At 65.5% G+C, this 26,122-nt stretch carries 27 protein-coding genes and 3 pseudogenes; 17 read left to right on the plus strand and 13 right to left on the minus strand.

Going from position 1 to position 26,122, the window contains the following annotated elements; translation table 11 throughout:
* Nucleotides 1-151, plus strand: a pseudogene (locus MLGJGCBP_RS43925) (MFS transporter); the annotation flags it as partial.
* A 35-nt stretch (nucleotides 152-186) separates the two neighbouring features.
* On the opposite strand, the gene MLGJGCBP_RS43930 reads toward MLGJGCBP_RS43925, so the two are convergent.
* The 3 genes and pseudogenes from MLGJGCBP_RS43930 to MLGJGCBP_RS50935 all read right to left on the minus strand — a co-directional run.
* A complete protein-coding gene (locus MLGJGCBP_RS43930; RefSeq protein WP_007295979.1) occupies nucleotides 187-531 on the minus strand; it encodes an SRPBCC family protein in 345 nt (114 codons plus the stop codon).
* A 114-nt stretch (nucleotides 532-645) separates the two neighbouring features.
* Nucleotides 646-1,131: an SRPBCC family protein gene (locus MLGJGCBP_RS43935; RefSeq protein ID WP_039950563.1), complete on the minus strand. Its 486-nt coding sequence runs from the start codon at nucleotides 1,129-1,131 to the stop codon at nucleotides 646-648.
* An 18-nt stretch (nucleotides 1,132-1,149) separates the two neighbouring features.
* A pseudogene (locus tag MLGJGCBP_RS50935) lies at nucleotides 1,150-1,449 on the minus strand (ArsR/SmtB family transcription factor); the annotation flags it as partial.
* A gap of 498 nt (nucleotides 1,450-1,947) precedes the next feature.
* Here MLGJGCBP_RS50935 and MLGJGCBP_RS43940 point away from each other — a divergent pair.
* The 3 genes and pseudogenes from MLGJGCBP_RS43940 to MLGJGCBP_RS43950 all read left to right on the plus strand — a co-directional run.
* A complete protein-coding gene (locus MLGJGCBP_RS43940) occupies nucleotides 1,948-2,223 on the plus strand; it encodes a hypothetical protein (RefSeq protein ID WP_007295981.1) in 276 nt (91 codons plus the stop codon).
* 112 nt (nucleotides 2,224-2,335) lie between these two features.
* The gene (locus MLGJGCBP_RS43945; RefSeq protein WP_007295982.1) at nucleotides 2,336-2,659 is read left to right on the plus strand and encodes a ribbon-helix-helix domain-containing protein; all 324 of its coding nucleotides are present in this window, start codon (nucleotides 2,336-2,338) and stop codon (nucleotides 2,657-2,659) included.
* 109 nt (nucleotides 2,660-2,768) lie between these two features.
* A pseudogene (locus tag MLGJGCBP_RS43950) lies at nucleotides 2,769-2,960 on the plus strand (hypothetical protein); the annotation flags it as partial.
* A 160-nt stretch (nucleotides 2,961-3,120) separates the two neighbouring features.
* On the opposite strand, the gene MLGJGCBP_RS43955 reads toward MLGJGCBP_RS43950, so the two are convergent.
* Together MLGJGCBP_RS43955 and MLGJGCBP_RS43960 are read right to left on the minus strand one after the other, a co-directional pair.
* Entirely contained in the window at nucleotides 3,121-3,867 is a 747-nt protein-coding gene (locus MLGJGCBP_RS43955) for a GntR family transcriptional regulator (protein ID WP_012686895.1), read from the minus strand.
* Nucleotides 3,868-3,932: 65 nt separating this feature from the next.
* Nucleotides 3,933-5,213 carry an amidohydrolase gene (locus tag MLGJGCBP_RS43960; protein WP_039950566.1) on the minus strand — a complete coding sequence of 427 codons (1,281 nt, stop codon included), beginning with the start codon at nucleotides 5,211-5,213 and terminating at the stop codon, nucleotides 3,933-3,935.
* A 180-nt stretch (nucleotides 5,214-5,393) separates the two neighbouring features.
* On the opposite strand from MLGJGCBP_RS43960, the gene solA reads away from it, so the two are divergent.
* Complete coding sequence (gene solA / locus MLGJGCBP_RS43965) at nucleotides 5,394-6,569, plus strand: N-methyl-L-tryptophan oxidase (protein WP_012686894.1); 1,176 nt, start codon at nucleotides 5,394-5,396, stop codon at nucleotides 6,567-6,569.
* An 88-nt stretch (nucleotides 6,570-6,657) separates the two neighbouring features.
* On the opposite strand, the gene MLGJGCBP_RS43970 is transcribed toward solA, so the two are convergent.
* The 5 genes from MLGJGCBP_RS43970 to MLGJGCBP_RS43990 all read right to left on the minus strand — a co-directional run bounded on the left by MLGJGCBP_RS43970 (nucleotide 6,658) and on the right by MLGJGCBP_RS43990 (nucleotide 11,655).
* A complete protein-coding gene (locus MLGJGCBP_RS43970; RefSeq protein WP_007295987.1) occupies nucleotides 6,658-8,031 on the minus strand; it encodes an NAD-dependent succinate-semialdehyde dehydrogenase in 1,374 nt (457 codons plus the stop codon).
* A gap of 101 nt (nucleotides 8,032-8,132) precedes the next feature.
* The gene (locus MLGJGCBP_RS43975; protein ID WP_012686893.1) at nucleotides 8,133-9,389 is read right to left on the minus strand and encodes an aminotransferase family protein; all 1,257 of its coding nucleotides are present in this window, start codon (nucleotides 9,387-9,389) and stop codon (nucleotides 8,133-8,135) included.
* A 46-nt stretch (nucleotides 9,390-9,435) separates the two neighbouring features.
* Nucleotides 9,436-9,870, minus strand: a complete 435-nt coding sequence (locus tag MLGJGCBP_RS43980; RefSeq protein WP_007295989.1) for a hypothetical protein — start codon at nucleotides 9,868-9,870, stop codon at nucleotides 9,436-9,438.
* 55 nt (nucleotides 9,871-9,925) lie between these two features.
* A complete protein-coding gene (locus MLGJGCBP_RS43985; RefSeq protein WP_007295990.1) occupies nucleotides 9,926-10,531 on the minus strand; it encodes a GNAT family N-acetyltransferase in 606 nt (201 codons plus the stop codon).
* Nucleotides 10,532-10,638: 107 nt separating this feature from the next.
* Complete coding sequence (locus MLGJGCBP_RS43990; protein ID WP_268960800.1) at nucleotides 10,639-11,655, minus strand: cation diffusion facilitator family transporter; 1,017 nt, start codon at nucleotides 11,653-11,655, stop codon at nucleotides 10,639-10,641.
* Between MLGJGCBP_RS43990 and MLGJGCBP_RS52525 the strand changes: the two genes are divergently transcribed.
* The 12 genes from MLGJGCBP_RS52525 (at nucleotide 11,638) to MLGJGCBP_RS44045 (ending at nucleotide 24,413) form a co-directional block, all read left to right on the plus strand.
* Complete coding sequence (locus MLGJGCBP_RS52525) at nucleotides 11,638-11,919, plus strand: hypothetical protein (RefSeq protein WP_007295992.1); 282 nt, start codon at nucleotides 11,638-11,640, stop codon at nucleotides 11,917-11,919. The two genes, MLGJGCBP_RS43990 and MLGJGCBP_RS52525, sit on opposite strands and share 18 nt — an antisense overlap.
* 709 nt (nucleotides 11,920-12,628) lie before the next feature.
* Nucleotides 12,629-14,134 (plus strand): ABC transporter substrate-binding protein, encoded by a 1,506-nt coding sequence (locus tag MLGJGCBP_RS43995; RefSeq protein ID WP_007295993.1) that lies wholly within the window; start codon nucleotides 12,629-12,631, stop codon nucleotides 14,132-14,134.
* Between the two features lie 22 nt (nucleotides 14,135-14,156).
* Entirely contained in the window at nucleotides 14,157-14,858 is a 702-nt protein-coding gene (locus tag MLGJGCBP_RS44000; RefSeq protein WP_012686891.1) for a haloacid dehalogenase type II, read from the plus strand.
* Nucleotides 14,855-16,132 carry an NAD(P)/FAD-dependent oxidoreductase gene (locus MLGJGCBP_RS44005; protein ID WP_007295995.1) on the plus strand — a complete coding sequence of 426 codons (1,278 nt, stop codon included), beginning with the start codon at nucleotides 14,855-14,857 and terminating at the stop codon, nucleotides 16,130-16,132. Before MLGJGCBP_RS44000 ends, MLGJGCBP_RS44005 begins: the two co-directional genes overlap by 4 nt.
* A 180-nt stretch (nucleotides 16,133-16,312) precedes the next feature.
* Nucleotides 16,313-17,119 carry an ABC transporter permease gene (locus tag MLGJGCBP_RS44010; RefSeq protein WP_007295996.1) on the plus strand — a complete coding sequence of 269 codons (807 nt, stop codon included), beginning with the start codon at nucleotides 16,313-16,315 and terminating at the stop codon, nucleotides 17,117-17,119.
* Nucleotides 17,106-18,008, plus strand: a complete 903-nt coding sequence (locus MLGJGCBP_RS44015) for an ABC transporter permease (RefSeq protein ID WP_007295997.1) — start codon at nucleotides 17,106-17,108, stop codon at nucleotides 18,006-18,008. The genes MLGJGCBP_RS44010 and MLGJGCBP_RS44015 overlap by 14 nt, the downstream gene beginning before the upstream one ends.
* A gap of 47 nt (nucleotides 18,009-18,055) precedes the next feature.
* Nucleotides 18,056-18,778, plus strand: coding sequence for a GntR family transcriptional regulator (locus tag MLGJGCBP_RS44020; RefSeq protein ID WP_007295998.1), 723 nt, complete (start codon nucleotides 18,056-18,058; stop codon nucleotides 18,776-18,778).
* 1 nt (nucleotide 18,779) lies between these two features.
* Complete coding sequence (locus MLGJGCBP_RS44025) at nucleotides 18,780-19,781, plus strand: ABC transporter ATP-binding protein (protein ID WP_007295999.1); 1,002 nt, start codon at nucleotides 18,780-18,782, stop codon at nucleotides 19,779-19,781.
* Entirely contained in the window at nucleotides 19,778-20,824 is a 1,047-nt protein-coding gene (locus MLGJGCBP_RS44030) for an oligopeptide/dipeptide ABC transporter ATP-binding protein (protein WP_007296000.1), read from the plus strand. The genes MLGJGCBP_RS44025 and MLGJGCBP_RS44030 overlap by 4 nt, the downstream gene beginning before the upstream one ends.
* Nucleotides 20,821-22,299, plus strand: coding sequence for an aldehyde dehydrogenase family protein (locus MLGJGCBP_RS44035; RefSeq protein ID WP_007296001.1), 1,479 nt, complete (start codon nucleotides 20,821-20,823; stop codon nucleotides 22,297-22,299). The genes MLGJGCBP_RS44030 and MLGJGCBP_RS44035 overlap by 4 nt, the downstream gene beginning before the upstream one ends.
* A gap of 83 nt (nucleotides 22,300-22,382) precedes the next feature.
* Entirely contained in the window at nucleotides 22,383-22,820 is a 438-nt protein-coding gene (locus MLGJGCBP_RS44040; RefSeq protein WP_007296002.1) for an ArsR/SmtB family transcription factor, read from the plus strand.
* Nucleotides 22,821-22,922: 102 nt separating this feature from the next.
* Nucleotides 22,923-24,413, plus strand: a complete 1,491-nt coding sequence (locus MLGJGCBP_RS44045) for an aspartate ammonia-lyase (protein ID WP_007296003.1) — start codon at nucleotides 22,923-22,925, stop codon at nucleotides 24,411-24,413.
* Nucleotides 24,414-24,545: 132 nt separating this feature from the next.
* Here MLGJGCBP_RS44045 and MLGJGCBP_RS44050 read toward each other — a convergent pair whose 3' ends face one another.
* The 3 genes from MLGJGCBP_RS44050 to MLGJGCBP_RS44060 form a co-directional block, all read right to left on the minus strand.
* On the minus strand, nucleotides 24,546-24,968 hold the full coding sequence (locus tag MLGJGCBP_RS44050) for a hypothetical protein (protein WP_007296004.1): 423 nt from the start codon (nucleotides 24,966-24,968) through the stop codon (nucleotides 24,546-24,548).
* Nucleotides 24,969-25,029: 61 nt separating this feature from the next.
* Nucleotides 25,030-25,692: a class I SAM-dependent methyltransferase gene (locus MLGJGCBP_RS44055; RefSeq protein ID WP_007296005.1), complete on the minus strand. Its 663-nt coding sequence runs from the start codon at nucleotides 25,690-25,692 to the stop codon at nucleotides 25,030-25,032.
* A gap of 34 nt (nucleotides 25,693-25,726) precedes the next feature.
* Nucleotides 25,727-25,987 carry a hypothetical protein gene (locus MLGJGCBP_RS44060; protein WP_007296006.1) on the minus strand — a complete coding sequence of 87 codons (261 nt, stop codon included), beginning with the start codon at nucleotides 25,985-25,987 and terminating at the stop codon, nucleotides 25,727-25,729.
* Between the last annotated feature and the right edge of the window lie 135 nt (nucleotides 25,988-26,122).

The raw sequence follows: 26,122 nt of genomic DNA on the forward strand, positions 1-26,122 counted from the left end.
CGGCATCGTCGCCGACCTGATGGGCATGCACGCCGCCGTCTGGGCGGCCGCCGCCGTCAGCGGCGCCTGCGCCCTCGTCGTCGCCGCCCGCATGTACGAAACCCACCCCAAACCCATCCGCACGAGCACGCAGCGTGCGCCGAAAGGATGAGCAGCCCCATCCCGGGTGGCGAGGATGTACCCCGCCTAGTTCGGCTGTGCCGGTGATGCTTCCAGACGCTGCTGGAGTGCGGCCAGATTGCTCGGCATCTCCTTACGGGCCTGGGGGCGCACAGCGAGTGGCACGAGAACTTTCCCGATCCCGTGGCCTTCGAAGTCGACGGCGATCGTCACCCGGGAGCGGTGTCCGGAATCGAGCGGATCGACGGACACATTCACCACGGCACGGATCGGGCCGTCGACACCGTGCACACCCCATGTTCTCGGCGGGTCGATGTGCGTGAGTTCGGACGTGACCGGACGCTCGGCGAACCCGATGCGGCGCGTGGTGAGGCATTTCTCGCCGACCTGCGAGGTCCCGTCACCGTCCATGTGGCCGCTGACGACGCCCTTCTGCCACTCGGCGAAGCGGGTCGGGTCGGTGACGACAGGCGAACACCTGCCTCGGTGGGCGGTCGACGTCGATGCTGGTCGTGATCGGTGCCATCAGTGCTGCTCACTGTCGACGGCGCCACGGTAGCGCTGCAGGTAGAGCGGCCACCCGGCGTCGTGTTCGACACCGTCGCGGACCGCTTCCCAACCCGGGCCGTGGCGCTCGAGGTTGCGGTGCTCGACCTCGACCCGGGTGCGATCGGCGGATTCGGCGATGAACCGGACCTCCACCTCGCTGGTCTTGGCCGGGTCGGTCTCGATCTGCCAGTGCCCGTTGATGTCCCAACTGAACACCACCCGGCTCGGCGGCTCATAGGCCAGCACCCGCGCCCACCGGCATTCGGTGCCGTCCACACCGCGGTCGTAGATGTTGCCGCCCACCCTCGGTTCGAACACGGTCTCGGCGATCGGGACCGCCATGATGTTGTGCTCACGCGGCTTGATCGCATCGAATCGCTCGATAAACAGCGAGAACGCTCGCTCCACACCTGCGTTCACCACGACCTGCTTGTGCACCGACTCGGCATGTGTCTGTGTCATGACCTCTCCTGCGGGTTGTTCGACCGCGTCCTTGTACGCGGTCAGGGCCTGTGCCCAGAACCGGTCGAGCTGCGAGCGCAGCACGCTGATCCCGGCCGGGTCGAGGTGATAAATGCGGCGCGTGCCGACCGCCCGATCACCCACCAGCCCGGCGTCCTTGAGCACCTTCAGGTGCTGCGAAACCGCAGGCCGGCTGATCGGCAGCTCCCGGGCCAGCTCACCGACCGCACACGGACCCTCGGCCAGACGCTCGAGAATCGTGCGCCTCGTCCGATCAGCGAGCGCACCCCATTCGTCTCCAGCTTGGTAAGTACCTACGAACGGTAAGTCTTCGCTTACCGAGAGTCGCTGTCAAGAGCAGCCCAGCAATCGCCACAACGTTCGGAGATCCAGCTTGCGCTGGACCGACGCTGCGCACTGATCGGCGATCACCACGATGCGAGAGAAGAACCCGTCCGCCCGGATTCCCCACTGTCCGCACACTGTTCGATATCGGGTCAGACTGACAACGCGTCGATGCCGACACGCTCGTCACAACCCGCGGACCCTTCCAGTCAACAGGAAGCGGCGTCCACGACGACGGTCATGGACGCCGCTTCGCCTTGCCTCCTTGACAAGCCTGATTCCGTATCAGGTCGTTCCCCGCTGTGGAGTGCGGCTGACCCGACACAACGAGCAGTCGGCTTGCCGATCCTCCCGGCTTTGCGTCAGGATTCTTGGCCGTCTGGATAAACAACCAACGCTGGCGGTCGTCGATGATCACCCGACCGGGATATTGTACTACAGAAACCATCGATTTTGTAGTACAGTATTCGTGTGGCAGTCGAATGGGCGAACAGCGCGGACAAGCACGGGATCGACCACGAGGACGCGTTGCATGCGATCGAGAACGCCCTCTACGTCGAGCAGGAGTTCGACGAGCCCCGCGTCCCCGGTCACGCGAAGCCTTGGCTGTTCATCGGTCCCCCGCGGACACTGGGTGGGCCGCTGCTCGAGGTCATGGTGGAGATCGTTCCACCGCGAGGCATGGTGGTCTTCCACGTGATGGAGGCGCGGGAAAAGCACCTCGCTCGCATGAGGGACCGTCCCTGATCCGTCAGGCGCCGGGGGCGAAGGAACCCGGCACCGCAACCCGATGCACCACCCACCCAGTGGTATCCGAACAGATCGCCCAGCACCACCACCCAAAAGAGGTGACATACCAATGAACAGCAACGATAAGAATACCGATTACGACGAGCTCGCTGAGTGGGCCGAGCACGACATGACGCTGCCGAAGGACTCAGCCACCGCCAAGCGCGGCGCGGACGCCGCCGCCGCCGGTAAGGCCCTACTCGAGAGGGTTGGCGCCGGCCGCCCGTCCCTGGCGCAGGACGCGGGCATCAGCGGTGCCTCCCCCAAACGCCAAGTCCGGCTTCCACTGCCGCTGAGCAACAAACTCGACGAACTCGCGCAGCGTCAGCACCGCAAGCCCAGCGAACTCATGCGCGAGGCAGTCGAGGAATACATCCAGAAGCACTCCGCCTAGAACACCTCCGTCGGCGTTCCACGGCCTTCCGGACAACGTGCGAGAACACCGCCTCGGGTTCCGTCGCACAATCGAAGGAGGACAAGCGGAACCCTGCTGGAGGTGACCAATGCGCCCCGCGGAACCGGCACCGGTACCCACACCGATCCGGTGGTGGCGGCTCGGACTGTGGAGCCGCAACCGCCTGATGCGCCGAAGCGACCGCTACGAGGCCGTCATCGTGCTGCTCACGGTGATGCTGGTACTGCTACTGATCCCCTTCGCCGGCACGTTCGGAACAGCGACCCATACGCGGCTGGACACGTGATTCCGCGATAGTTGCACCCGAAATTTCGTGGGAGGATGCAGTTTCCCGATGGAAAGGTCGTTGGTACGCAGCAATGCGATCTGCCGCGACGCTTCAACTGGCCGTCAGACCGTAGGCCACGGGAGAGATGCAACGTTCCGTGAGTCGCTGCCCGCTAGTAACCTCGCTTTGAGGACGAACTGCTCGACAGAACGACCCCTGTTGCTGCACGGCGCGGCCGCTGGGCGGCGCCCACCAGCCCCTCCATAACGCGTTCCCGGCTGGCCTCGATCTGCGCGATCATGATCTCGCGCGCCCGTGTTCCGTCACGGGCCAGCAGTGCATCATGGAGGTCGTGGTGTTCGTGCATCTGTTCTGAAACGGAGTCGCTCCCGTCGAGGCTGATGAAGAACAGCCGCTGCATTTCCTCCAATAACGTTCTGAGGGTTCGGGTGAAGATTTCGTTGCCGGACGCCTGGGCGATCCGGACATGGAACTCGCGGTTGTCTTCGAGAAATTTCTCGTAGCTATGGATGTCTCCGCTGACGTAGGTTTGGTGAGCGAGTGAGTGCAGTGCCTCCAGTTCGGCCATCGGCGCTCGCTCTGCCGCGAGCTCGACGACCGCCGGTTCGAGGAGGAGCCGCATCTCGAACAGGTCTCTGACGCTCGCCATGGTCACTACCGACACCCGATAGCCCTGGCGAGCGCGGACGTCTACGAAGCCTTCCTGTACCAGCCGCCGTAGCGACTCGCGCACGGGACTGCGTCCGAAGCCTGTCGATTCGGAGAGTGTGGCCTCGCGTAGCTCGGTTCCGGGGGCGAGTTCGCTGGTCAAAATGAGGCGCTTGATATGCCGATATGCGTTTTCCGTTGCACTGGCGCCGGTGGCAGAGCCAACCCGCGCCCCGCCGCTGATCTCCACTGTCTCGAACTCCTTCGTCGTCGGCCCTGCCTGCTCCACGGGGTCGTGGGACAGACCGTGAAATATCATCGATGGTAGTCCTGTGTGCGGATGAACTGTTCCAGCCAGTCGGCCGCGATCGGCAGCGACCTTTCATCGATGTCGAATCGAGGATGGTGATGCGGGGCCGGGCTACTCGCACCCACGAGGACGAAGGTGGCTTTCCCGCCGCGGCGCTGCACGTCGGCCATGAAGAGGGTGACGTCGTCGCTCGCGGACATCGGGGCGGTCGGTAGAGCGTTCGTGATGTCGTCCACGGTGTGTGCGCATCGGTCCAGGGCCCGGGCAATTTCCGAGTCGCAGACGGCAACCTCCGCGCTGCCGATCACATCAATCCGTGCGCCGAGCCCGTACATGCCGGCGGCGCCGAGGACGACGTCACGGGCCCGTGAGGTCAACTCCGCGAAGACGTCGGTGTCGTCGGCACGAAGTTCGCAGTGTATTTCTGCGCTGTCGGCGATGATGTTGGCCGAGGTGCCGGCCGTCATTTTGCCGACGTTGACACGGGTGGTTGCCTGCGCGAACGGCGGTAGCGCGTGCAATCCGAGGGCGATCGTCGCGGCGCCCAACAGCGCGTTGCGTCCCTCGCTCGGGGCGAGGGCGGCATGTGCGGGGGCCCCCGTCAATTCGATCTTCCACTTCTCGGTGGCCATCACCCCTGAGGTGCTACTCGCGACGGTTCCCACGTCGAGACCGATCCCGAGGTGGAGCCCCAGCATGACGTCGACGCCGCGTGCGGCGCCCGCGGCCACCATCGCTCGCGCCCCACGCACGCCCTCTTCTGCGGGCTGAAAGATCACCCTGAGCTCGCCGGCGAAGTTCCGGTCTTCAGCGAGGCGTTTCGCCAGCGTCACGCCGATGGCTACGTGGCCGTCGTGCCCGCAGGCGTGCATGATGCCCGAGACCTCCGAGGCGAAGCCGCCGCGAAACGGCGGGTGAGCGGCGTCCTCGGACTCGGTGATGGGAAGTCCGTCCATGTCGCATCGCAGCGCGATGACCGGTCCGGGCCTGCGTCCCCGCACGCTCGCGACGACGCCGGTGTTGCCGTGGCCGAGGCGTTCCACCAGTTCGGGCTCGATGCCCGCCTCGAGGGCGCGGCGGCGTGCATGGTCGAGTTCCTCGGCGGGTGGGAGGCCGGCGAGTTCTGCGACGGCGCAGACCGTGCTGCCGAATTCGAGTGTGTCGACCGCCGTGGCGAGTTCGTCGATGATGCGCGCTGCGGTTTCTATCTCGCAGAATCCCAGTTCGGGGTGGGCGTGCAGCGCGCGGCGCAACGAGACCAGCTCCGTGTCCCGGCTTGTCGTCACGGTCGTCTCTCCGTCCATTCCACGCCCTTGTGATGTTTCTAGTAAAATATCAGAATGCAGGGTGGAATGTGCGTGACATGTACAGCCGGGTCCGCGGGTCAGCCGCGGACATCGCTATCAGAGCGCCGCCGCTAGCTGCGGCGGACTCCCCCACCGACTCCCCACACCGAAAGTAGCTCCATGACACAGCCTTCGAAAGATGACGCCGAGGTCGCCATCGTTGGACTCGGTGCGATCGGGTCCATGGCGTTGTGGCGCCTGGCCGAGCGTGGCGTCCGGGTCCACGGATACGAGCGTTTCGGGGTCGGTCACGACCGCGGCGCCTCGGCCGGCCAGACCCGGCGGTTCTCGGCGCAGAGCCAACGTGTTCATCAATGCACTCCCCTGGCGCTCGACGCACTCGGTCTGTGGAGGGAACTCGAGCACACCACCGGGCGCGGGCTGCTCGAGATCACGGGCGGTCTCATTCTCGGGCCGAACGACAGCGACGCACTGATTCTCGCCCATCAGTCGGCAATGGCGGCGGGGCTCGAACACGAGCTGCTCGACAGCACGGAGCTCGCCAGACGGTACCCCCAACACCTGGTACGGCCGACCGACGCCGCGATCACCGATCCCTTCGGGGGTTTCCTCCGACCCGAACTCAGTGTCGTCACCGCCGTGGACCGCGCACGGGCTCTCGGGGCGACGGTCTCCGATTACACCCGGGTGTTGGGCGTCGAGCCGGACGGTGCCGGTGTAACGGTGCGAACTGCCGAGGGTGTCCGCCGCTACAGCCGTGTGGTGGTTGCGCCGGGCCCGTGGGCGCGGGACCTGCTGCCGGCAGCCGCGGCGACGGTATTGCCGAGACGGCTCGTGCAGGCGTGGTACCTGCCCCGCGACGTCGACGCCTATCGGTCGTCGAGGTTTCCGGTGTTCGAACGAGTGGGTGACATCCGCGCGTACGGCTTTCCCACCATCGATGGGGCTACGGTCAAGGTCGGCATCTATACCAGCGGTCATCCCATCGTCTATGACACCGAGAATCCGGCATTGACTGTGGGCCACAGCATTGTTCGCTACTTCCGGGATGTGGTCGAAGAGTATTTTCCCGGGCTCCATCCGGATCCGATCACGACGACGGTCAACATGGAGGGGTACACCACGGACGGTCAGCCGATGGTCGGAGCGGTTCCGGGCACGGAACAGATCGTGGTGGCGTGTGGCTTCTCCGGGGCTGGATTCAAATTCGCGCCGGTCATGGGCGATGTCGTCGCCGATCAGATCATCGAGGGATCGACGGACCGGGATGTGGAGTTCCTCGCCCCCGGACGGAATCTGCAGGAGTGGGCACCGGAGACCCGGACACCGGCATGACGAGCGCAGTCCCCACGTGACGCGGTGACCGGGCCGCCAAGCTTGGGGACTGCGAAACTTTCCGGTGGAGTAGCGCTTGTGGCGGAGCTCAGCTGTACAGCGGCGGTACGGCCAGGTATTTCGTCTGTTGGTACTCGAGAAGGCCCTCGGCGCCGCCTTCTCTGCCGAGCCCTGATTGTTTGATGCCGCCGAATGGCGCCGCGACGTTGGAGACGAGACCCCGGTTGATGCCGATCATCCCGGCCTGTAGCCGCCCGGCGACGCTGCTTGCCCGTCCCAGATCCCGGGTCACCAGGTATGCCGCCAGCCCGTACTCCGTGTCGTTGGCCAGGGCGAGGGCCTCGTCCTCGGTCCTGAATCGTGAGATGGCCGCGACGGGGCCGAAGACCTCTTCACGGCAGATCAGGGCGCCGCGATCCGCGTTGTCGAGAACGGTTGGCGGATAATAGAAACCAGGGCCGTCGGGGACCTTTGCCTGCGCCCGCAGTGAGGCGCCCCGAGCCAGGGCGTCCTCGACCAGACGGCGGGCTTTGGCCACTGCCGGTGCGGACACGAGCGGCCCCAAGTCGACTCCCTCGGTGCCCGGGGGACCGACGCGCATGGCGTTTACCCGCGCCGCGAGCGCGTCGGCGAACTGGTCGGCGACCCCGTCCTGGACCAGGAAGCGGTTCGCCGCGACGCAGGACTGACCGCCCATCCGCATTTTGGCGATCATGGCCTCCTCGACGGCGGTGTCGAGGTCGGCATCGTCGAACACGAGGAAGGGGGCGTTGCCGCCCAGCTCCATCGACATCCGCAGGACGCGTCGGCCGCCCTGTTCGAGCAGGATTCGCCCCACGGCGGTCGAGCCGGTGAAGGACACCTTCCGCAGTCTGTCGTCCGCCATGAGGGCGGCGCACACGGGCGCCGCTTCCGTCGTGGGCAGGACCGACAACACACCGGGAGGCAGCCCGGCCTCGAGCGCGAGTTCGGCCAAGATCAGGGAGGACAGTGGTGTCAATTCGGAGGGTTTGAGGATGGCGGTGCAGCCCGCGGCGAGTGCGGGAGCGAGTTTCCTCGTCGCCATCGCCAATGGCACATTCCACGGGGTGATCAGCAGGCACGGGCCGAGAGGTTCGGCGACGGTGACGATATGGGACCGGCCGTCCGGTGACGGGGTGCTTCGACCGGCGGGCCGGACCGCTTCCTCGGCGTACCAGCGGATGTAGTCCGCGGCGTAGTCCACCTCACCGCGCGCTTCGGCCAGCGTCTTGCCGACCTCGAGGGAGATCGTCACCGCCAGGCGTTCGCGGTGTTCGTGGACAAGTGCGAACAGGCGGTGCAGGATGCCGGCGCGGGCGCGCAACGGGAACCGCGCCCAGGTGTCGCCCGCCTCGTGTGCTGCCGTGAGGGCCAGACGAGCGTCGGCGACCGAGCAGTCCGGTGCGGTGGCGACGATCCGTTCGGTGGCGGGGTCGATCACCTCGAAGAGGTTGCCGTGTTCGGGTTCCGGCGAGAAATCCGGTGGGGATCGCCAGAGCTGAGACCAGTGCGGGTTTGGTGGCCGCGTCGATGCTGGTCATGTCAGGCCGCCTTGTCTTCGAGCGCGGAGAGTTGGTCGCCGATCACCGACATCGCGAATTCGATCTCCTCTTTGGTGATGACGAACGGTGGGCAGACATGCAGCGTGTTGTCGGCCAGGAGCCGGGTCAGGACACCTTCTCGCCGGCAGTCGCGCACCACTTCGTTTCCGTCGATGTCGGGATGTAACTGGATTCCGGCCATCAGGCCGATGGCGCGGACCTCGGCGACGAAGGGTGATCGGGTCAGTGGTGTCAGGGCCTGTGCGAGCACGGGTTCCAGGTCCGCGGCTCTGCGAACGAGGTCTTCTTCCTCGATGATGTCGAGGTTGGCTGATGCCACCGCGCACGCGGTGGCGTGGCCTGAGTAGGTGAGGCCGTGGCGGAAGATGGGCGCGTCGGCGCCGATGAAGAACGGCTCGGCGACCCTGGGTGCGATGCCGACCACACCGAGCGGGAGATATCCCGAGGTGATGCCCTTGGCCATGGTGATGATGTCCGGTTCGATGCCCCACCGGGTGCAGCCGAACCAGTGCCCTGTCCGGCCGAATCCGGTGATCACCTCGTCGGCGATGAGCAGGATGTCGTGGTTTTTCGCCAGGGCGGCGAGGCCGGGTAGGTAGCCCTCGGGTGGTGGTACGACTCCGCCGGTGCCGATGACGGGTTCGACGATGATCGCGGCGATGTTCTCGGGCCCGAGTCGATCGATGACCTCGGCCGTGCCGGCGAGGTCTGTTTGCGGGACCCGGGCGGTGTCGGGAATCAGTGAGGCGGTGCCGTATCCCTCGCGGTTGAAGTCGAGGCCGGCGATGGAGGTGCCGAAGCCGTGAAGACCGTGGTAGCCGCCGCGCCGGCTGAGGATGGTCTTCTTGGTGTCCTTGCCGAGGACGTTCCAGTATCGGCGGGCCAGCTTGCAGGCGGTGTCGACGGAATCCGAGCCGCCGGAGGTGAAGAAGATCGAGGCGTCGTCGATGGGGAGCAGCGCGGACACCCGTTCGGCGAGCTCGAGGGCGGGCTTGTTGGCGTGTGCCCCGAACAGGTGGTACGTCTCGAGTGTGCGGATCTGTGCCGCTGCCGCGTCCGCGATGCGTGCGCGTCCGTGGCCGACGTTGGCGTACCAGAGGCCGGCCGGCAGATCGAGCAACCGCTGGCCGTCCTCGGTAGTCACCCATGCGCCGTCGCCGGCCGTAATCACCAGACGCTCTTGCGGAGCGGTGGGCATGTGCGTCTGCGGGTGCCACAGTATGCCGGTCGTCTCCATGGTGGTTTTCTCCTGGATCTGTGAGTCGGACGTCGAAGAGTCGAGGTCAGACGGCGGCGGTGGCGGCGGTGGCGAACTCGTCGACCTCGGCGGCGTGAATGTGCAGCATTCGCGCGAGCAGCCCGTTGCCTCGGGTGAATTTGAGTGGCAGCGGTCCACCGGCGGCCACGGCCTGCTTGGTTCCGTCGAAGAAGGCGGTGCCCTGGTCGGGTGACTTGTCGGACTTGTCGTCCGGGTACAGCGGGTTGACGGTGTTCTCGATCTTGGGCCACAGTGCGCGCGCCGCCTCGGTGGACTCGAACTCGAGCACGAGGACCAGGGTGTCGGGGAGCAGTTCGTTCGCGACTTCCTTGAGCACGGAGCCACCGAGATATCCGGGGTGGCCGTCGAGTGAACGAAGCCACTCGCCGAGGTAGGCCTGGGCCTGCTCGGCCTTGCCGGTTTCGGGTACGAAGATGAAGAGGTCACGTCGCTTGGTCATGTGTTCGCCTGCCTTCTCGGTTGGATACGGACTTTCTCGGGTGGATACGAAAATTTCAGATGCTGGACTGGCTGTATGCGGTGGACTTGCAGCAGTGGGCTGCGGTTGCGTCGTCGACCGGGATTTCGAGGAAGATCGCGCGAGATATCCCGGTGGTGTCGTCTTCGATGATCCGGGCGCCCATGGAGAGCCAGAATGGGATTGCCCCTGGTGAATGCCGAAAGGTGTGCAGCGCGATCGTCGCGTAAATGCCTTCCTGCGCAACGCGTTCGAGGACGGCGTCGACGACGATACGTGCGATGCCGCGCCGGCGGTGTTCGCGAAGGACGTAGACGCGAACCAGTTGGCCGGTGTGGCCGTCCCGATACCGCTCGACGAGGTTCTGCGGGCTCAGTCCTTCCTTCAGCGCTCCCCCGCGGATGCCGCCGGTGGCGAGCAGTTCCCCCGTCGCGCGATCTGCCACGACCAGCATGAATGGGCCCTCGGGTTCGAGATACCAGCCGATCATGTCGTCGATGTCGGCGTGGACGCGGGGATCGTATTCATCCCCGAAGTCCTCGACTACCGACCGCAACATCAGTGCGCGAGCTTCGGGCAGGTCGTCGATGGTCAACTCCCGTACGACGAAGTCGTGCTCGCCGCTCGTAGTGTCACCAGACATGGTCTTTGCCTCCAAATGTGTGCATAGTGCTCAGTGGTGGTCGGTGTCCGCGGCAGGGGTCGGCCGGTGCGCCTGGAGATGGGTTGGGCCGCCGCGGGTTGCGCCGGTTACCTGCGGGTTTTCGCCAGATAGCGGCTGCGCGCTTCGGCGCTGGCATGGTGTCCGGACAGCTCGTGCAGCTCGTCGAGTTCGCCGGCGCTCAGGTCCGGGTGGAGGTGGACGACGACCTCTTCCAGGTGCGGCGTGGTGTGCAGCAGCTGGTGTTGGACCTGTTCGGCGATGTGATGGCCGTCCACCACGCTCAGTCCCTTGGAGACAACGACATTGGCGTCGGCCTCCATCCGGTGACCGCTCCAGCGAGCTCGGACACGATCGACGTCGACCACGCCGTCGACGGCGGCCACGGTCGTCGTCATGCTTTCGATGACGCCCGGGTCGACCCCGTCCATCAGTCGGCGGCAGATGGTGCGCATGGAGTTGAACAGGATCCACAGGATGGCCGCTGCGATGAACAGCCCGATGATGGCATCGAGGCGTTCGAATCCGAACCAGACACCGATGACGCCCACGACCACGGCGATGGAGGTCAATCCGTCGGCGCGGGCATGCTGACCTTCGGCGATCAACGCTGCTGAGCCGATCTTGCGGCCGGTACGGATCCGGTAGACCGCGACGACCTCGTTGCCGAGGGCGCCGACGAGGCCGGCGGCGAAGACCCAACCCAGGTTCGTCAGAGGTCGTGGGTTGATCAACGCATCGATCGATTCGTAGATGATCAGGGCGGCCGATGCGGCGATGACCAGCGAAATCAGCACCCCGACAAGATCTTCTGCGCGTCGGTAGCCGTAGCTGTAGCGCTTGCTGGCGGCGCGTTGTCCGATCCTGAAGGCGATGACCAGCGGAATGGTGGTCATGGCGTGTCCGAGGTTGTGCAGGGTGTCGGCGAGAAGGGCGATCGAGCCGGATATCGCGACGATGAAGATCTGCAGGATCGCCGTGGTCATCATTCCCGCGAGGCCGATCCATGCCGCGCGAATGCCTTGGCCGCTCGATTCCTGAGCCGATTGGATCGCCTCGTTGGCGTCGTGTGAGTGCGGAACGAAGATGTGCTTGAGCTTGGCCAGGGCGCCGTGTCCGTGGTCGTGGTCATCGTGGTCGCCGTGTCCGTGGCCGTGCCCATGACCGGGGCTGTGGTCGTCGTGGCGCTGGTCATCGTGGTCGCCGTGAGGATGGCCGTGACCGGGGCTGTGGTCACCGTGGCCGTGGTTCTCGTGGCGCTGGTCGTCGTGGGCGTGGTCGGCATGTCCGCTGGCAGTGCGGGAGTGCGCATGAGCTCCGTGTTCGTGTTTCGGCGCATGGCTGCCCACAGAGCTCGTGTCGGTGGCTGAGATCGCGGGGTGATTCCTCATGAAGGAGGTCCTGTCTCTGGATGAGGCGTCGACAGTGACACCGTGATATTTCACCTGATACATTAGGACCTCGTCAGGGTTCCGTCAACGCGAACGACGTTCCCGGGTTCACGTTCGACGACGCCCAGTCAGCTACAACGGCAACATTGTTAACAGCGGGACGCGAATCCGTCGCGGGATCGCCATTTTCGGGAATTGGGCCCGTGACACAGCCTTTTCATGCCCGAACCCAGCGCTGCGACCGAAAGCATGGACGGCGTATTACCGTCGGATTCGCGGCACCGCAGCCCGTTCGGCGTCCGATCCCCATTTCGATGCCTTGGCCACGGATTGCGCTGTACAGTAACCGTTCTAGGAACCCAGCCGCGCCGAGAATCTTCGGTCTACCGGAAGGAGGCGGCAGCGGTGGATGCACTCCGATCACTCTCCGAAGAGGTCCGGCACTCGCCCCACCCGCGGGAGTAAATCAGGGCCACAAGGCATCTGCGGGTGTTGCGCAAGTGTTAACAACATGGACCGCAATGATGTAGTTGTTGACAATGTTTACGGAGCCTCCTTAGTTTGATTGTCAACCAGACCCACGAAGCTCTGGCTGGTTCAAAACCGGCACCTTCCCCGGCCGGTCCATCCCAATTCCTTGGTGGCATTCATGCGAATCTCAAGATGTGTTCGATGGCCGGCCGTCGTTGTGGCCGGAGCACTCGCTGCAACTGCCTGTGGCAGTTTCGAAGGCAGCACAACCAGCGGTTCGGGCTCCGCCGACAATCTGACGGTCAGCCTGCAATTCACCCCGCGGGCGAACTACTCCCTCGAAACCGACGACGCGTTCGTCCTCTCCCAAGTCGGTTGCCTCGAAACCCTGGTGAAATACGACGCCGAGGCCGGCGCACTCGTGCCGCTTCTGGCAACGGAGTGGGTTCAGACCGAACCCACGGCCTGGGACTTCACGCTTCGAGAGGGGGTGAAATTCCAGGACGGGACCGACCTCACGACGGCCGCCGTGGTCGCCTCCCTGCAATACCTACTCCGAGCAGATGCTCCGCCCCGGGCCTTCACTCCGAAGCTGATCACGTCCGTTGAAGCACTGAATGATTCGACTGTGCGGATACGCACTCCCGAACCGAGCGCGCTGGTGCCCTTCCGTTTGGCGAGTATCAACACCGGAATTCTGGCGCCGGCCGCGTACACCGGCACCGGCATCGACCCGCTCTCGCACTGCACCGGCCCCTACACTCCGGTCGCGCAAACCCCGGCCCAGTCGATGACCCTGGAAGGAAACACCGCCTACTGGGGCGGGAACGTACCGCTCAAGTCGGTGACGGCCCGGTTCATTCCGGAGGGCGCCACCCGGGCCACGCAGGTCCGCACCGGTGAGTCGCAGATCGCCCTCGGACTTCCCGCATCGACCGTCCCGGAGCTCGAGGGCGATGCGCGCATCAAGGTCAGTAGTGCGTTCACCCCGCGCACCACCGGCCTGTATTTCAATCAATCCCGGGCACCGTTCGACAATCCCGAGGTGCGTAAGGCCGTGCAGGCTGCGGTCGACGTCGAGTCGATCACCGCCAGTGTCTTCGGCGGGCAGGCGCACCCGGCCATCGGACCGTTCGCGCCCACCGAAGCGTGGGCCCCCGATTCTCAACCGGTGAACCGCAACCTCGACCAGGCCCGCCGTCTGCTCACCGCAGCGGGATACGCACCGGGACAACTGAAGCTGACGCTGCTCGCCTACACCGAGCGCCCCGAGTTCGCGGACCTCGCCGCGGTGATCCAAGCCAACCTGGCCGAGATCGGAATCGACGTCGGCGTGCAGGTCAGTGACTACTCGGCAATCGAGCCCTCGCTGTTGGACGGCTCATACGACCTCGCGCTGCTGTCCCGTAATCACCTCACCGACATCGCCGATCCTCTGGGGTTTCTCACCGCCGACTACTCCTGCGGTGGGGGATTCAACATCAGCCAGTACTGCGATCCGGCGATCGACGCGCAACTGAGCGCCGCGAACACCGAGAACGACCCGCAACGACGGAACGCGATCTACGCCGACGTCGCCTCGCAGTTGCAAGCGGACGCCGTCACCACCTTCATCGCCCACGAACAGACCACCGCCGCACGGCTGGAGACCATCGAGAGTTTCGTCGACGACCCCCTCGCGCGATACGCCGTCACCCCGGATCTCACCGTCTCCAACAGCTGACAGGAAAGGACATTTCACCGTCATGGAACTGAGCGATTTCGAACCCAAGTTCATCACGTTCGACTGCTACGGGACACTGACCAACTTCCAGATGGCCGAGGCGGTCGCGCCGCTCATCAAAGACACAATCGCCCCTGCCGATGTCGCGGCCTTCAATGCCGACTTCCGGGCATACCGGATGGATGAAGTGCTCGGGCCGTTCAAGTTGTATCCCCAGCTGCTGCGCGACTCCTGGCTCCGCGCCTGCAACCGCTGGCGAATTCAGTTCAAGCCCTCGGACGTCGACGCCATCATCGAGGCGGTCGGCTCGTGGGGCCCGCACCCGGACGTGCCGGAACCTCTCGCGGCATTGGCCGCGGAATATCCGCTGGTGATCTTGTCCAATGCGGTCGACAGCATGCTGGCCCGCAACATCGAGCAACTCGGTGTCGACTTCCACCGGGTCTTCACCGCCGAGCAGGCCGGTGCCTACAAGCCCCGCTACCGGGCGTTCGAGTACATGCTCGACCAACTCGATGCCAAACCGAGTGAGATCCTGCACGTCTCCTCGCACATCTGGTACGACGTGATACCGGCGCACGAGCTTCGAATCACGCACAAGGTCTACGTCAACCGTGGCTACGATCCGTCTACACCGTTCTACGGCTACGCCGAGACCACGGACCTGGGCGGAGTGCCGGCGCTGCTCGGGCTGCGCGCGATGAGCACCGCGGACGCATCGTGAAGCTCGGGTCCTACTGGCTGGACACGGCCGAGCCAGGAGCGGACTACCGCCGCAACGATGTGCCCGCGCACGCCGACGTCGCCGTCATCGGCGCCGGTCTCACCGGGCTGTCGACCGCACTGCATGTGGCGCGAGCCGGCGCCTCGGTGGTGCTGCTCGAGGAGCACACGATCGGATGGGGTGCCTCCGGACGCAATGGGGGCATGGCCACCACCGGGCTGGCCATTTCCTTTCCCACCGCGGTGCGACGGTACGGACCCGAACGGGCGAGGGAGATGTTCCTCGCCTACAACGCCGCCATCGACACGATCGAAGACCTCGTCACCACCGAGGGCATCGACTGCGCATTCGAGCGCACCGGGAAACTGACGTTGGCCTGCAAACCCAGTCACTACACCGGATTCGAGCGGTCCGCGGAACTGATCAGCAAGTACACCGGCCAAGACGTCGCCCTGATCCCGCCCCAGGACATTCGCGACGAGATCGGCAGTTCCTTCTACCACGGCGCGATGGTCGACCCCCTCGGCGCCGGGGTACACGTCGGCAAACTCGTCCACGGGCTCGCGCGGGCGGCCGCCGCCAACGGCGTGTCGATCCACGAGGGCTGCAAGGTCACCGCCATGACCAAACGGGACGGATACCAGCACGACATCCAGACCGCTCGGGGTGTGGTGCGGGCCGACCAGGTCGTCGTCGCCACCAGCGGCTACACCGGAGGCCTGACCCCCTGGCTGCGGCGCCGGATCGTGCCGATCGGCAGTTTCATCATCGTCACCGAACCGCTCCCCCAGCACGTCGTCGACGAGCTGCTCCCCCGCAAACGCGTCGCCGCCGACAGCAAGCACCTGCTCTACTACTTCCGCATCACCCCGGACAACCGGCTCCTCTTCGGTGGTCGTGCGCGGTTTGCGATGTCGAACAGCGGATCCGACATCAAGAGCGGTCAGATCCTGAAGCGGGCCATGACCAAGGTCTACCCGCAGCTCGCCGATGTCGGCATCGACTACTGCTGGGGTGGTCTGGTCGACATGTCGGTCGATCAGATGGTGCACGCGGGCGAACAAGACGGCCTGTACTACTCCGTCGGCTACAGCGGCCACGGCGTGCAAATGGCCACCCACATGGGAAAGGTCCTCTCCCACATCGTCACCGGCGACACCACGGCGAATCCGTGGAGAGATCTGACCTTCCTGCCGGTGCCCGGCCACTTCGGACCGCCCTGGTTCCTGCCCCCGGCCGGGGCCTTCTTCCGAGTCCTCGACCTGGTCCGCTGAACCGTCGCCGCCGCTGAGACCGAAATACCGAAGGAGGTGTGTAGTGATCGCCATCGTCCGACGCATGTCCGTGCTCGTCGCCACCTTGCTGATCGTCTCGTTCGTCGTCTTCCTCATCCCGTACATCACCCCGGTGACCCGGCGCGGAAGATTCTCCGAGCAAGGGTCAACGACGTCACCATGGATCCGGAGGTCGTCGAGCGTCTCCGCGCCGCCTACGGGCTCGACCGGCCGCTCGTCGTGCAGTATTTCGACTGGTTGGCCAAGGCCGTCACCGGTGACCTCGGGTTGTCGTACACCAGCCGATCCCCGGTCATGGAGATGATCGGGCACGCACTCTCGGTCACCGCGATACTGGCAGTCACCTCGCTGCTGGTGGCGTTACTGTTCGCCCTGCCCCTCGGATCCATCGCCGCCATCAAGCGGGGCACACCGACGGACACCGTAATCACCACTATCACCCAAGCTTTCGTCGCGATCCCCGAGTACTGGCTCGCCCCCGTGCTGATCCTGATGTTCGCGCTCAAACTCGGCGCCTTGCCGTCGGCGGGCTGGACCGGCCCGTCCTCGATGATCCTTCCCTGCCTGACCCTGGCGCTGCGGCCGATGAGCTACTTCACGCAAGTCACCCGGGCCTCGATGGTCGACGTCCTCGAATCCCCGCACATCACCGCATCACGGGCCCGCGGCCTGACGTTCCGGGAGACGATGGTCCGGCACGGCGTGCGGAATTCGCTCCTGCCCGTGGTCACCTTGTTCTCGGTGTGGCTGGCAGGTCTGCTCGGTGGTTCCGTCGTCGTGGAGGTCATCTTCGCGGTGCCGGGCATGGGCCGGCTGCTCTACGACTCCGTCATGAACGGGGACGTCCCGGTGATCCAAGCATCGATCATCAGCATCGTCGCGCTGGCCGTCATCATCACCACCGCGACCGATGTGCTGTACACCTACATCAATCCGACGGTGAGGTCAGCGAATGTCCCTGCTTGACAACCCGACTGCACCGGCGCCCAGCCGGCCAGAGCGACCCGCCCCACGCCGCGCCTCCACCCCGAGCCGGGCCGTACACGCCCTGCGGAACACCCCGGTCAGCCTGATCATCGGCATCGCCGTCATCGTGGCGATCACCGTCATCCTTGTGCTGACCCCGTGGATCATGCCCTACAACCCGTCGGCCCAAAACCTCAGCGACCGGCTGGCACCGAGCTCGAGCAGCCATTGGCTCGGCACCGATCAACTCGGCCGCGACGTGCTGAGCCGGCTGATGGACGGCGGCCGCTTCTCTGTCTCGATTGCCGCCATCACCCTGGCGATCTGCGCGGTGAGCGGCACCCTCATCGGCATCGTCTGCGCCAGGCGACGCGGCGCCCTCGACCAGTTCGTCATGCGGGTCACCGACGTCCTGCTCGCCTTTCCCGAAATGATCGTGGCCATGTTCCTGGTGTCCATCCTCGGCGCCGGATACACGACGCTGATCCTCGCCCTCGTCATCGGCGGATGGACCCCGTTCGCCCGACTCGCAAGAGGGTTGACGCTGGAAATAGACTCACGCGACTTCATCGAAGCCGCTCGCGCGCTCGGCTGCTCGTCCACCTTCATCGTCTTCCGGCACATCCTTCCCAACGCACTGAGCCCGCTCACCGCACACGCGGCACTGCGCTTCGGGCACAAACTCATCACCGTCGGCGCCCTGTCCTTTCTAGGGCTGGGCGTGCAACCACCCGACGCCGACTGGGGATCCATGCTCGCCGATGCCCAGCCCTTCATGTCCGCCGCACCGGGTCTGGTCATCTATCCCGGTCTCGCCATCTTCATCACGGCATTGAGCGTGACCCTCATCGGTCAAGGCATCAACGCCCGCCGCAGCCGCCAGAGCTGACGCTGCACCCGTCCGGCCCAAAGCACCGCCAAGGAGGGACCGTGAATATGCGAAAAGCGCCACCCGACAACGATGTACCGAAGCGCACACTCGCCGCTGTCGTGACGTCGCAGATACGTCAACGCATCTTCGACGGCACATTCGCACCGGGTATGCCGCTCAACGAGGTGGAACTGGCCGCGCAGTTCCGCACGAGCCGCGGGCCCGTTCGTGAGGGATTGCAACGGCTGGTGCAAGAAGAGCTGCTCGTGCGCACCCCGCACCGCGGGATCACCGTCCGGGTGCTGACCGCAGAGGACTTGGAGGATCTCTACTTCGCCCGTGCGACCGTCGAACGCGCCGCACTGATTCGGCTCGTCACTCGCGGCGCCCCGGCTTCACTGATCGCCGAACTCGAACAAACGCTCGGGCGCATGTCCCTCGCGATTCACCGAGAGGACTGGGTACAGGCCTCGGCGTTCGATCTCCGATTCCATGAGATCGCGGTCTACGCGGCGGGTAGTGAACGGCTCACCACCATGTACGCCCAGCTCGCCGGACAGACGCGACTGGGATTGAACATGTTGGTCGGCACCTACAAAGGCCGTGGCGATCTCCTCGACGAGCATCAGCACCTGCTCAGGCTGATCACCACCGGGAACCTGCCTGCCCTGATCGAGGCACTCGACGCGCATTTCGGTGACGCGATGAACACCCTCACCACGCACCGTGACGACACATCCGCAATCGCAGTCGCAGTCGCACACACTCACCAGCACCACGGAGGATGACATGCCCGAGCTGTTGAATGTCACCAAGTTGTCGGCAAGGTTCGACGGCGCACCCACGAGCCCGGTACTCGACGAGGTGAGTTTCCACATCGATCGCGGTGAAATACTCGCCCTCGTCGGGGAATCAGGGTCCGGCAAGAGCATGACCGCGCTGTCGTTGATGCGCCTGCTCCCGCGCGGCGCGCAGATGAACGCCAGCGCGATCACGCTCGACGGGGTCGATCTGCTCGGGTTGTCCGATCGCGCCATGAACAAGGTGCGGGGCGGCCGAATCGGGGCACTGTTCCAGCAGCCCAAGCGGATGCTGGACCCGACCTCCACAGTCGGTGCGCAGGTCGCGGAGCCGCTGCGACGGTATCTCGGGATGAACCGGCACTCGGCACGACGGGCCGCGGTCGAACTACTCGCCGACGTCGGCATCGCCGAACCGGACCGCCGAGCCCGCTCCTACGCACACCAGCTCTCCGGTGGTATCGCACAGCGAGTGATGATCGCGATCGCGCTCGCCGGACAGCCGCAACTGTTGATCGCCGACGAACCGACGACCGCCCTCGATGTCACCATCGAGGCACAGATCCTGGCGCTGATCGCAGCCAAGCGCACACAGCTCGGCATGTCCGTCCTGTTCATCTCGCACGATCTCGGCGTCGTCTCCGCCATCGCGGACCGCATCGCCGTGATGTACGCCGGGCGCATCGTCGAAGAGGGGACGACCGCGGACATCCTCGCCGCACCCGAGCACCCCTACACCCAAGCCCTCATCAACGCCTCGATGCTCAAGACCACCGCGACCGGGGAGCTGTATGCCATTCCCGGAAACGCCAGCTCCGCCCGCGACCTGTCGGCGGGCTGCCGTTTCCGGTCCCGATGTTCGGTGGCAGCGACCGCACACGTGGAACATCAATGCGCCACCACCGAGCCCGATCTCACTGCGGGCCGGCACGAGCCCCACGAACACTCCACCCGCTGCTGGGCACCCATCCACCTCGGGGAGTCCGCATGACCTCGATGATGATGTCTCCCCCGCACCGTCGTGCGGAGCACGCACCCGACATGGTCGTTATGGAGGGCGCGGTCAAACGCTTCCCCCTGCCCCGCCGCGGTCTGCGCCGCACACGCGAACATGTGCACTCCATCGACGGCGTCTCGCTGACCATCAAGGCCGGGCAGGTTCTGGGACTGGTCGGCGAATCCGGTTCCGGCAAAAGCACAATCGCCCGGGCAATACTCCGGCTCATCGAGCTCGATGCCGGCACCGTCGCCATCGACGGGCTCGACACCCGAACCATGAAAGAGTCTCAGCGAAAACAACTGCGGCGCATCGCCCAATTGGTCTTCCAAGACCCGCACGCCGCGATGGACCCGCGGATGACCATCGCTGACAGCCTCTACGCCGTCCTCGCACAACACCGCATCGGAACCCGCGCCGAACGGGGGCTCGCGATCTCGGCCTCGCTGCAGGAGGTCGGGCTCGACGACACCTACCTGGGCCGATACCCGGGGCAGTGTTCGGGCGGTCAATTGCAACGCGTGGTCATCGCCCGCGCCCTGCTCCTCAAACCGCGACTGTTGATCTGCGACGAGCCGACCTCGGCACTGGACGCCTCGGTACAGGCCAGGGTCCTCAACCTCCTCACCCGGCTCCGCCGTGAACACCACCTCACCATGGTCCTCATCTCGCATGACCTGCGCGTGGTGCGATTCGCCAGCGATCGGGTCGCCGTGCTCTACCTCGGGCAGATCGTGGAGATCGCCGACCGCGACGACCTCTTCGAAGGATCGGTGCACCCCTACACCCTCGCGCTCCTCGCGGCCGCAACCCACGCACACCCCTGCACGGGCCACGCCGAGGCTGCCGGCGAACCGCCCTCGCCGATCAACCCGCCACCCGGCTGCCGATTCCATACCCGGTGCCCGCTCGCCGTGGACCGATGCCGCGCCGAACAACCGGTGTTGACCGAGATCGCGGCGGGACATTCGGTGCGCTGCCACCGATGGAATGACGTCCGAGCCGCACTAGTACATGACAAGGAGAAGTCGGTATGACATCCACGGTCACCCCAGCCGACACCGCACCCGCACCGCAGAACCCACTGTGGCGGCCCCTCGCGGGCGGGTTCTGGGAAGGACTGTGGCGAGACGGTGCACGGCACCTCCACGTCTACGACCCCGAGGACCGCACCCTGGTCGGCACCGTCATGAATGCCACCGACCACGAAGTGGACAAGGCCATTGCCTTCGTCGCCCGCGGCCACCGGCAGCGAGCCTGGCCACTGTGGCAACGGCGCGAGGCCATCGAGAAGGCGGCGGCACGGGTGGCACACGATCGGGAACGATTCGCGCGCCTGATCACGGCGGAGTCATCCAAGACTCTCCGGGAAGCCGACCGCGAAGTCACCCGGGCGATGGAGACACTCCGACTGTCCGCCCAAGCCTCCTCCGCCTTGACCGGCCGCAGCATCGCGTTCGACGACACACCACGCGGCGAGGGCTGGACGGGCTGGTACACCCGCGAACCCGTCGGAGTCGTCGCGGCCATCACCCCATTCAACGATCCCCTCAACCTGGTGGCGCACAAGCTCGGGCCCGCCCTGATCGCGGGCAATGCGGTGGTGCTCAAACCCTCTGGGGCCACCCCCGTGACGGCGCTCGCCCTCGTCGATGTCCTTCTCGCCAGCGGCGTACCACCGGAGTACCTCGCGGTGGTCACCGGCGATACGGCGGGGCAGGCCCTGGTCGCCAACCCGGCGATCGACGTCGTCTCCTTCACCGGCGGCCCGGCGACGGCCGACCTGATCGCGCACGCCGGGCCCGCCCGCAAACTCCTGATGGAGCTCGGGGGCAACAATGCGCGGATCGCCTGCGCGGACGCCGACCCCGAGGAAGTCGCCGCGTCCATTGTCGACGGCGCGTTCGGGGTGGCCGGCCAGAACTGCCTGTCGGTGCAGCGGGTATTCGTCCACAACCGTCTCTACCGCACTGTCGTGGACCGGGTGGTCGAAGGTGCGTCAGCTTTGGTGGTCGGCAGTAAGCGAGACCCGGCCACCGATATCGGGCCCCTCATCGACGAAGACCAGGCGCGCCGCATCACCGGATGGATCGATGAGGCCGTCGACGGCGGCGCGGTGTTGCGGACCGGTGGCGTCCGCACCGGAACGTTCGTGACCCCGGCAGTGCTGACCGACGTGCCCCGCGACGCACAGATCAGGACCAACGAGGTGTTCGGGCCGGTGGTCATGATCGACCCGTTCACCGACCTCGACTCGGTGATCGATTCGGCCAATGCAGTCGATACCGGGCTGCAAGCGGGCGTGTTCACCCAAGATATCGATGTCGCTCTGGACCTGGCCGCCAAGCTCCGGGTCGGCGCAGTGCTGATCAACTCGAGTCCGGACTTCCGGATCGATGCCATGCCTTTCGGCGGAGTCAAACGATCCGGCATCGGCCGCGAAGGTGTGTGGAGTGCAGTCGAAGCACTCACCGAACCGAAAATCGTCGCAGCCCGAACGCAACGACCCTGATCATCACGACACCGATGTCGCGACGCATTGTCCCCGGCAACACGGGTTCCACCACGACGCACTGAGCGGAAAGCGGGGGCTCGATGCTCCACCACAACGAGGCAACGGCCCGGTCCCTACCGCGGCCGCAGTGGAATAACGCCAATGTGGCCTTCCTGGTCGAGGTGTTTCGGCTCTTCTCCGATCCCACCCGTGTCCGAGTGGTGTGGTCGCTCACCGGCGGCGAGCGATCGGTCAACGACATCGCCGCGATAGTAGGCACTCCGGCATCGACGGTCTCTCGGCATCTGGCCCAACTCAGAGCAGCGCACTTGGTGGCCTCCCGCAGGATAGGCACTCGCCGGCTCTACCGACTCGAAAATGATTACGCCAGGATGCTCATCACCGACGCCCTCTCCTGCAGCGGGGTTACGGGAGGTCGCGGTGCCGGCGCAACCGGACCTCCAGAGACGGCGAATGCCCCTCCTCCCAGCGCCGGGGTGACCGGAGCGGGTAGCAAATTTGCGTGCGCAGCCTCGTGAGACCGATGCGGCCTTCCCGCCCCAGCCGTCCGAGTCTGTTCACCATCCGACATGCCCATCCCCGATCCGCCTTGTTCAGATCTGCTCGAGAGAGAAGGCCCGATGCCCCCTCCACCTGTCACGCGGGACGAACACGATCTCCTCGGGACCCGCCCGGTCTCCGATTCCGCCTATTACGGCATTCACACACTCCGAGCGGTAGAGAATTTTGCGATCACGGGAACCCCGATCAGTGTCTACCCCGAATTGATTGTCGCCTTGGCCAGCGTCAAAGAAGCCGCAGCACAGACGAATCATCAGCTGGGTCTTCTCGACACACGACGGATGACGGCAATCGTGGAGGCATGCAGAGAAATCCGCGGCGGCCGGTTTCACGATCAGTTCGTCGTCGATGTCATCCAAGGCGGCGCGGGCACGTCGACGAATATGAACGCCAATGAGGTCATCGCCAACCGCGCACTGGAAATACTCGGGCTCCCTCGCGGAACCTACCGCGAGGTGCATCCCCTCGAGGACGTCAACCTCAGTCAGAGCACCAACGACGTCTACCCCACCGCAATCAAGGTCACCCTGCACTTCGCCATCGATCACCTCCGAGCGGCAATGAAAGACCTCGCCACCGAGTTCACGATCAAGGCGACGGAGTTTCACGACGTGGTGATGGGCCGCACTCAGCTCCAAGACGCCGTCCCCATGACACTCGGACAGGAATTCGGCACCTACGCGGTGATGGTGACCGAGGACGCCGACCGACTGCTCGAAGCCGAACGCCTCGTCGCCGAGATCAACCTCGGTGGCACCGCCATCGGCACAGGAATCAACACCCACCCGCTGTACGCGGAAACCGCCTGTGAGGCTCTCCGTGCCATCACCGGCCTGCCCTTGACCACCGCAACCGACCTGATCGAGTCGACACAAGATGTCGGATCATTCGTTCAGCTGTCCGGAGTTCTCAAGCGCACCGCGGTCAAACTGTCGAAGATCTGCAACGACCTGCGCCTGCTCTCCTCGGGTCCACGCACCGGCCTGGGCGAAATCAATTTGCCAGCAGTCCAAGCGGGATCATCGATCATGCCGGGCAAAGTCAACCCGGTCGTGCCGGAGGTGGTCAACCAGGTCGCCTACGAAGTCATCGGGAACGATGTCACGATCAGCCTGGCCGCAGAAGGGGGCCAACTCCAACTCAACGCCCTCGAGCCGATCATCGCCTCGAGTTTGTTTCAATCCCTGACACATCTCAGTGCAGCCTGTCGGGCTCTCACGGAGCGATGTGTCCCGGACATCACCGCCAACGCGGACAAACTCCGCGCCGATGTCGAACATTCCATCGGCATCATCACCGCGTTGAACCCGCACATCGGGTACACCGCCGCCACTTCCGTTGCTGAGGAGTCGCTTTCCACTGGCCGCAGCATTCCGGACATCGTGGTCACACGCGGGCTCCTCACGGCAGACCAGCTCGAACGGTTGCTGCGACCGGAAGTTCTGGTGCGACCACAACAACTCGAACACTTCAGGCAAGCGCGCGCCTTCGTGGAAATACCGACACCCGATTTCTGGCACCCCCCTCTCCAAGGTGAAGCGCCCGTGTGACACGCAGACACACGGCGCCGAACCCGTGCCACTACGGGGGCCTGGCCCGGAGACTTGGGGACTGCACATCATGTCGGTCACGCGCGTCGATGCCACCACCGATCCTCGGATCTGTGCTTCCGCTCGACCATCTCACCTGCGGTGGTCATCCATTGCACGAAGAAAGTGGCGGAGGCTACGGGGCAGGTTTTGGTTGCCCTCACGGTCGCGGACGAGGAAGTCGTCGCCGGCGACGCGGGCCAGCGTTGTGGTGACGTGGGAGCCGATGGTGCCGCCGGAGAGAACGCTCAGCAGCGTGGTGCGGTCGGCGGCATCGAGGCGCTCCCACAGGTCGGTGTAGCTGAGATTGTAAACCTGCCGTCCATGGGTCGACGGGTCCCAATACGTGAAGGTGAACTGGCGGACCAGGTCTGTTCCGGTCGCGGCTGTGCCGCGTAATTCGAGCCTGGACCAGTTGTATATTCCGCGTTCGCGCAGCGCATCGGCAGCCGTGTCGAGTGCGGTGTGCCGGGACCAGGCGCGTGGGAGATCGAGTATCAGAAGTCCCAGTCCCATTCGCACACGATAGGGCTCAGTGCGGTGCGATGCAGGATGAGAACCGCACTCGCTCCGCTGCTCACCGGGTCTTGTCCGCCTGGAGGTAGCGCAGCCAGGGCTTTTGTTCGCCGGTTGCGGTGGTGTGCAATCCAGCCCTGTCGAGGAGTGCGGCGAAGTCGTCGATCGGGGTGTGCTGCATGGCGTGCCCGGCGAGGGCCCCGATCAGATGGTTCGCGACCGGGTTGGTCGGCGGACGGAAATCGGCGATCAGCACCCGGCCCCCGGGCCGCAGGACCCGGGCCATTTCCCGTGCCGCGGCGGCGCGGGCGTTCGGGGCGATGTGGTGGATGACCAGGGTCGAGGTCACCACGTCGAAGGAGTTGTCGGGGAAGGGCAGCCGTTCGGCGGCCGCGACGGAGAAGGTGGTGTGCGCGGTGCCGCGCCGCCCGGTGGCGTAATCGATCATCGGCGAGGACGGGTCGATGCCCTGGGCCCGGCCGCCCGGCTCGATCGCCGCGGCAAGTCGGGTGGCGAAATAGCCGGTGCCGCACCCCACATCGAGGACGCGGTCGCCCGGACCGGCGCCGCTGAGAGACACCAGCCGGTCGAAGACCCGGCGGCGCCGGCCGAGGAAGGCGGCCGCGGAGACGAGTTCGTACAGCCGTGCCCGGCGGATCAGTCCGCCGCTGGCGTCGTCCGCGTGACCGCGGTGGTCGCCGAGAAGTCGTGCCCCCAGTCCCACGGTGCTCCCCCTACCTGTCAGATGGACTCGTCTGTCAGAACGAATTGATTCCCACCAGGACCGCGCCGGCGGCGGCCGGGATCAGCACCCCCAGCCCGAACGAGGCCAGCCGGGCGCCGGCGGTGCGGTGACCGGCGAGGTGGAACACGGCCATCCCGGCCAACCCGAGCGCGGCCGCGGCCAGCACCAGGTACAGCGGGGTGAAGGCCAGCACCGCGGCGCAGCCAAGGACGAATCCGGCGGCGCCCCAGCCCCACCGCAGATCCTCGACCTCCAGACTCGACGCCGCACTCACCACAACTCCTCGCTGACCTGCGTTCTTACCCGGAACGTTCCTCTCCCTCAGCCGACCCGTAAACCTCACATGGTTGCGCAAGTGCGCACATATAGGATTATGGTCGAGTCGGTAACCGTTGTGAAGAGGTCTGGA

The sequence above is a fragment of the Rhodococcus sp. T7 genome, from assembly GCF_009872365.1.
In the GTDB taxonomy this organism is placed as follows: Bacteria; Actinomycetota; Actinomycetes; order Mycobacteriales; family Mycobacteriaceae; genus Rhodococcus_F.